The following is a 7,090-nucleotide window of genomic DNA, read 5'->3' as shown; positions in this document are numbered from 1 at the left end:
GTGCTGAATTGATCCTCAAACGGCCGGTTTGAGGATCAATTCAGCACGCACGATTCAAGAGCAGGTCAGCCGGGCAGGCCGGCGATCCCGGTGCCCACGGGGTCGTCGGAGCCGTCATGGCTGCCGCGCCTCGTCCCGGCGGCCTCGTCGCGCACGAGCCGGATCCACAGCAGCACGGCGAACAGCCCGAACACCCACCACTGCAGCGCGTAGAAGAGGTTCTGCAGGTTGACGCCGTCGCTGCCCTCGAGCACGGGGCGCGGCAGCGGGGCGGGGCCGCCCTCGGCGACGGTCGCCTGCGCGGGGGCGGACGTCGTGAGCACGGCGTACCCGGAGTAGATCGGCCCGCCCCACGTGTTCACCAGCGCGCCGGTGGAGATGGAGTCGATGAGCGGCGGGCCGTCCGGGTTGTCGGGCAGCGGCTCGCCGCCCTCCTGCACGGACTCCGACGCCTGCAGCCACCCGGTGACGCGCACCTCGCCCTCGGGGACGTCGAGCGCCGCGTCGCCGGGGGCGGGCGAGTCCACCCAGCCACGGACGACGGGCAGCACGGGCGGCCCCGACAGGTCCGCCCACGACGCGCCGCCCGTGCCGTCGTCGGTCACCCGCAACGGCGTGAGGACCAGGTAACCCGTGCGGCCGTCGAGCGCACGTCCGGCGACGAGCATCTGCCCCTCGGGCTCGTACTCCCCCGTCACCCACGCCTCGGTGCCCACCAGCTCGCCCGGGAACGACGTCTGCGGCGGCAGCAGGTCGCCCAGCGCCTCCGGCCCGTGCGCTGCCTCCTCGGCCGCCTCCTGCTGGGCGGCGAGCTCGGCGCGCTGGTAGGCGCGGTCGAGCTGCCACACGCCGAGGCGGCCGCACACGGCGGCCGCGAGCAGGAAGAGGAGCAGGATCCCGATCATGCGGGGCTGGAGGGCGACCGCCCAGAACGACCTGCGGGCGGGCTGGGGGCTGGGCACGGCACCACCGTAATCGGCCCGGCGCCCAGCCCAGGAATCCGTGCGCCGGGAGCACCTGACACCTCGCCAGATCGACGTCACGTCCTCTGACCTCGCCGGTCATGCTGCATTCGGGCACCGGGTGCGGTGGAATGAAGGCGCCGGTCTTCCCCGAGCCCCAGGAGCGTGTGATGAGCACCACGACCACCCCGAACGTCAGCTCCACGCCGTGGCGTGCCGGCGACGGCACCGAGCTCTCGGCGGAGACGATCGACCGGATCGACCGGTGGTGGCGGGCGGCGAACTACCTGTCCATCGGGCAGATCTACCTGCTGGACAACCCCCTGCTGCGCGAGCCCCTCACCCGCGACCACGTGAAGCCCCGCCTGCTCGGGCACTGGGGCACGACGCCGGGCCTGAACTTCCTGTACGCGCACCTCAACCGGGCGATCAAGGAGCGCGGGCAGTCCACGATCTACGTCGCGGGCCCCGGCCACGGCGGCCCCGGGCTGGTGGCGAACACCTACCTCGAGGGCACCTACTCCGAGACGTACTCGGACATCACGCAGGACGACGAGGGCCTGCGGCGGCTGTTCCGGCAGTTCTCGTTCCCGGGCGGCATCCCGTCGCACGTGGCCCCGGAGACGCCGGGGTCCATCCACGAGGGCGGCGAGCTCGGCTACGCGCTCAGCCACGCGTACGGCGCGGCGTTCGACAACCCGGACCTGCTGGTCGCGGCCGTCGTGGGCGACGGCGAGGCCGAGACGGGTCCGCTGGCGACCAGCTGGCACTCCAACAAGTTCGTCAACCCCGTCGACGACGGCGTCGTGCTGCCGATCCTGCACCTCAACGGGTACAAGATCGCCAACCCGACGGTGCTCGGCCGCATCAGCGACGACGAGCTGCGCGACCTCATGATCGGCTACGGCCACACCCCGTACTTCTTCGTCGGCGGGTTCGACGGCGAGGACCACGCGGCGGCCCACGCACGGTTCGCGCAGCTCCTCGACGAGGTGCTCGACCACATCGCGCGCATCAAGGCCGAGGCCGCGGCGGGCAACGACGAGCGGCCCGCGTGGCCGATGATCGTGTTCCGCACGCCGAAGGGCTGGACGTGCCCGCCCGTCATCGACGGCAAGAAGACCGAGGACTCGTGGCGCGCCCACCAGGTGCCGCTCGCGAGCGCCCGGGACACCCCGGAGCACCTGGAGGTGCTGCGCGGCTGGCTCGAGTCGTACCGGGCCCAGGAGCTGTTCGACGAGCACGGCAGGCTCCTCGACGAGATCGCCGACCAGGCGCCGACGGGCGAGCTGCGGATGAGCGCCAACCCGCACGCCAACGGCGGGCTGCTGCTCAAGGACCTGCGCCTGCCGGACTTCCGCGACTACGCGGTGGACGTCGAGGCCCCGGGCGGCGCGGTCGCGGAGGCGACGCGCGTGCTGGGCCAGTGGCTCACCGACGTCGTGCGCCTCAACCCCGACAACTTCCGCATCTTCGGCCCGGACGAGACGGCGTCGAACCGCCTACAGGCGGTCTACGAGGTCACCGACAAGCAGTGGAACGCGGACTTCTTCGGCCCGGACGTCGACGAGCACCTGGCCCGCGCGGGGCGCGTCATGGAGATGCTCAGCGAGCACCAGTGCCAGGGCTGGCTGGAGGGCTACCTGCTCACGGGGCGGCACGGGCTGTTCACCAGCTACGAGGCCTTCATCCACATCGTCGACTCGATGTTCAACCAGCACGCCAAGTGGCTCAAGGTCACCAACCACATCCCGTGGCGGCGCCCGGTCGCGAGCCTCAACTACCTGCTCTCCAGCCACGTGTGGCGCCAGGACCACAACGGCTTCAGCCACCAGGACCCGGGCTTCATCGACCACGTCGTGAACAAGAAGGCCGAGATCGTCCGGGTGTATCTGCCGCCGGACGCCAACACCCTGCTGAGCACCTACGACCACATCCTGCGCTCGCGCCAGTACGTGAACGTCGTGGTGGCGGGCAAGCAGCCGGCGCCGCAGTTCCTCACGATGGAGCAGGCGATCGCGCACTGCACGCGCGGCCTGGGCATCTGGGAGTGGGCGGGCACCGAGGTGGAGGGCGAGGACCCGGACGTCGTGCTCGGCGCCGCGGGCGACGTGCCCACGCTCGAGGTGCTCGCGGCGGCCGACATCCTGCGCCACCGCATCCCGGACCTCAAGGTCCGGGTGGTGAACGTCGTCGACCTCATGCGGCTGCAGGACGAGAAGGAGCACCCGCACGGCCTGTCGGACAAGGACTTCGACACCCTGTTCACGGCAGACAAGCCGGTGATCTTCAACTACCACGGCTACCCGTGGCTCATCCACCGCCTCACGTACCGGCGCACCAACCACCCCAACATCCACGTGCGCGGGTACAAGGAGGAGGGCACCACGACGACGCCCTTCGACATGGCGATGCTCAACGACATCGACCGGTACCACCTCGTCGTCGACGTCATCGACCGGGTGCCGGCGCTGCGCTCGCGGTACGCGGGCCTGCGCCAGGAGATGGTCGACGCCCGCCTCGCGGCGCGGCAGTACACCCGTGAGCACGGCGAGGACATCCCCGAGGTGCGCGACTGGGTGTGGCCGGACGTCGGCGAGACGGGCACCGAGAACGGCGGGCCCCAGTACGACGCCGCGGCGGCGACGGGCGGCGACAACGAGTGACGAGCACGACCCGTTCTCTCTACATCGCCTCCCCCGAGGGCGAGACCGGCAAGTCGACGGTCGCGCTGGGCGTGCTGGACCTGCTGGTCCGGCAGGTCTCGCGCGTCGGGGTGTTCCGCGCCGTCTCCCGCGTCCCGTCGCCGCCGGCGTCGGACGCGGGGGGCGACGCCCCACGCGACCACGTGCTGGAGATGCTGCTCGCGCACGACGGCGTCGACCTGACGTACGAGGACGCGGTCGGCGTCACCTACGACGACGTGCACGCCGACCCGGAGGCCGCGCTCGCCCGCATCCTCGACCGCTACCACGCGGTCGCGGAGCGGTGCGACGCCGTCGTCGTGGTCGGCACGGACTACACGGACGTCGCGGGCGCCACGGAGCTGGCGTTCAACGCGCGCGTGGCGGCCAACCTCGGCGCCCCGGTGCTGCTCGTGGCCTCCGGCCGCGAGCGCTCGCCGGAGGACGTGCGCGCGCTGGTACGCCTCAGCCTGTCGGAGCTGCACGCCAACCACGCGCAGCCCGTGGGCGTCGTGGTGAACCGGTGCCCCCCGCGGGTGCTCGCCGCGGGCGCCACGGCGCTGGTCGGCGACGTCGACCTGCCCGTGTGGACGATCCCCGAGGAGCCGTTCCTGCACGCGCCCACGGTCGGCCGCCTGGCCGAGGCCGTGGAGGGCACGCTCATGCTCGGCGACGCCGACCTGCTGGGCCGCGAGGCGCTGGAGGTCATCGTCGGGGCGATGTCGTTCGAGCACGTGCTCGACCACCTGTCCGACGGCGCCGTCGTCATCCTGCCCGGCGACCGCTCGGACGTGCTGCTCGGCCTGCTGTCCGCGCACTCCGCCGCCACGTTCCCGTCCCTGGCGGGCATCGTGCTCACCGGCGGGTACGTGCCGCGCGGCGTGATCGCGCAGCTGCTGTCGGCGCTCGGGCCGCGCGTCCCGGTGGTCGCCACCGCGCTCGACACGTTCCAGGCGGCCCGGCGCGCGGCGGAGACGCACGGCTACGTCACGGTCGCCTCGACGCGCAAGATCGACGTCGCGCGCGCCCTGTTCGAGCAGCACGTGGACGGCGCGGCGCTGCTGGCCCGCCTGGACCTGCCGCGCACGCGCGTCGTCACGCCGCTGATGTTCGAGTACGAGCTCATCGAGCGGGCGCGTGGCGACCGGCGCCGCGTCGTGCTGCCCGAGGGCGACGACGACCGCATCCTGCGGGCCGCGTCCACCGTGCTGGCCCGCGGCATCGCGGACCTGGTGATCCTCGGCGACGAGACGGCGATCCGCGCCCGCGCGGCCGAGCTCGGCCTCGACATCGCCGACGCCACGGTGCTCTCCCCCACCGACCCGGAGCACGTGGAGAGGTTCGCCGCGGAGTACGCGCAGCTGCGCGCCCACAAGGGCATGACGGTCGAGCGGGCCCGGGAGATCGTCACCGACGTGTCGTACTTCGGCACGATGATGGTGCACCTCGGCCTCGCGGACGGCATGGTGTCGGGCGCCGCGCACACGACGGCGCACACCATCCGGCCGTCGTTCGAGATCGTCAAGACCCAGCCGGGCGTCTCCGTGGTGTCGTCGGTGTTCCTCATGTGCCTGCAGGACCGGGTGCTGGTGTACGGCGACTGCGCGGTGATCCCCGACCCGACGGCAGAGCAGCTCGCGGACATCGCCATCTCGTCGTCGGCGACGGCGGCGCAGTTCGGCGTCGACCCGAAGGTCGCGATGCTGTCGTACTCGACGGGCACGTCGGGCTCCGGCGCGGACGTCGACAAGGTGCGCACCGCGACCGGGCTGGTCCGCGAGCGCCGTCCCGACCTGTCCGTCGAGGGGCCGATCCAGTACGACGCCGCCGTGGACGCGTCGGTCGCGAAGTCCAAGCTGCCGGAGTCGTCGGTGGCCGGGCAGGCGACGGTGTTCGTCTTCCCGGACCTCAACACCGGCAACAACACCTACAAGGCCGTGCAGCGCTCGGCCGGCGCGGTCGCCGTCGGCCCGGTGCTGCAGGGCCTGAACAAGCCGGTCAACGACCTGTCGCGCGGCGCGCTGGTCGCCGACATCGTCAACACGGTCGCCATCACGGCGATCCAGGCGCAGTCGCTCCCGGCCCCGTCGACCCAGGCACAGGAGGCCTCCGCATGAGCATCGTCCCCGAGGCCGAGCGGCCCAACCCGTACAGCGCGTACGGGGCGCACGGCTCCGTGCTGGTGCTCAACTCGGGCTCGTCGTCGCTCAAGTACCAGCTCGTCAACCCCGTGGGCGGGGAGGCGATCGCGGCCGGCACCATCGAGCGCATCGGCGAGCCGTCCGGCATCGTCACGCACACGTTCGCGGGCAACAAGACCCGCCGCGAGCTGGAGGTGCCGGACCACGGCGAGGCGCTGCGGATCGCGCTGGGCCTGTTCGACGAGATCGGGCCGCGCCTCGCGGACGCCGGCATCTACGCCGTCGGGCACCGCGTGGTGCACGGCGGGGCCGAGTTCTCCGGCCCGGTCGTGGTGGACGACGACGTCGTGGCCCGCATCGACGCGCTCGTGCCGCTCGCGCCGCTGCACAACCCGGCCAACGTGCAGGGCATCCGGGTGGCGCGCGAGCTGCTGTCCGACGTCCCGCACGTCGCCGTCTTCGACACGGCGTTCTTCTCCGCGCTGCCCGCCGAGGCGTACACGTACGCCATCGACCGCAAGGTCGCGCAGGAGTACGACGTGCGCCGGTACGGCTTCCACGGCACCAGCCACCAGTACGTGGCGGGCAAGGTGGCGCGCGTGCTGGGCCGCCGGGTGCAGGACCTGCACACGATCGTGCTGCACCTGGGCAACGGGGCGTCCGCGTCGGCGGTGGCGGGCGGCGTCCCGATCGACACGTCCATGGGGCTCACGCCGCTGGAGGGCCTCGTGATGGGCACCCGGTCCGGCGACATCGACCCGGCCGTCGTCTTCCACCTGGCCCGCAACGCCGAGATGGGCATCGACGAGCTCGACACGCTGCTCAACAAGCGCTCGGGGATGCTGGGCCTGTCGGGGGTGAACGACTTCCGCGAGCTGCGGCGCCTCATCGACGACGGCGACGAGGCGGCCGCGCTCGCGTTCGACGTCTACGTCCACCGCCTGAAGAAGTACGTGGGCGCCTACGCCGCCCTGCTGGGCCGGGTGGACGTCATCGCCTTCACCGCGGGCGTCGGCGAGAACGACGCCGCGGTCCGCGCCGCCGTCTGCGCGGGCCTCGAGGGCATGGGCATCGCCGTCGACCCGGAGCGCAACTCGGCGTCGAGGCGGGACGAGCGCATCATCTCGCCCGACTGGACGTCGACGCTGGTCATGGTGATCCCCACCATGGAGGAGCTCGCCATCGCCCGGCAGTGCGTCGAGGCGGTCGAGCGCCTGCGCCCGGCGTCGTCGGTCACGGCGGGCTGACCCACTGGATGCATCGAGCGTGCTGACTTGATCCTCAAACGGCCCGTTTGAGGATC

General features: G+C 72.2%; 4 protein-coding genes. 3 read left to right on the top strand and 1 reads right to left on the bottom strand.

Annotated features, from left to right (window positions below):
* Positions 1-65 precede the first annotated feature (65 nt).
* Positions 66-962, bottom strand: coding sequence for an SURF1 family protein (locus tag ACFUVW_RS18300; RefSeq protein ID WP_430572734.1), 897 nt, complete (start codon positions 960-962; stop codon positions 66-68).
* 170 nt (positions 963-1,132) lie between these two features.
* Here ACFUVW_RS18300 and ACFUVW_RS18295 point away from each other — a divergent pair, with 170 nt between their 5' ends.
* The 3 genes from ACFUVW_RS18295 to ACFUVW_RS18285 are packed head-to-tail and all read left to right on the top strand — an operon-like array spanning position 1,133 to position 7,034.
* A complete protein-coding gene (locus ACFUVW_RS18295) occupies positions 1,133-3,628 on the top strand; it encodes a phosphoketolase (RefSeq protein WP_430572733.1) in 2,496 nt (831 codons plus the stop codon).
* Positions 3,625-5,763 carry a phosphate acetyltransferase gene (gene pta / locus ACFUVW_RS18290; protein WP_430572732.1) on the top strand — a complete coding sequence of 713 codons (2,139 nt, stop codon included), beginning with the start codon at positions 3,625-3,627 and terminating at the stop codon, positions 5,761-5,763. The genes ACFUVW_RS18295 and pta overlap by 4 nt, the downstream gene beginning before the upstream one ends.
* Positions 5,760-7,034 (top strand): acetate/propionate family kinase, encoded by a 1,275-nt coding sequence (locus tag ACFUVW_RS18285; protein WP_430572731.1) that lies wholly within the window; start codon positions 5,760-5,762, stop codon positions 7,032-7,034. The genes pta and ACFUVW_RS18285 overlap by 4 nt, the downstream gene beginning before the upstream one ends.
* Positions 7,035-7,090: the final 56 nt, after the last annotated feature.

Source organism: Isoptericola sp. NPDC057391 (genome assembly GCF_042668085.1).
Lineage (GTDB): Bacteria > Actinomycetota > Actinomycetes > Actinomycetales > Cellulomonadaceae > Isoptericola.
This window is presented reverse-complemented; position numbering and strand designations above follow the sequence as displayed.

Coding starts and splice junctions, on each gene's coding strand:
- ACFUVW_RS18295 (WP_430572733.1), top strand. CDS start 1,133: ATGAGCACCACGACCACCCCGAACGTCAGCTCCACGCCGTGGCGTGCC.
- ACFUVW_RS18285 (WP_430572731.1), top strand. CDS start 5,760: ATGAGCATCGTCCCCGAGGCCGAGCGGCCCAACCCGTACAGCGCGTAC.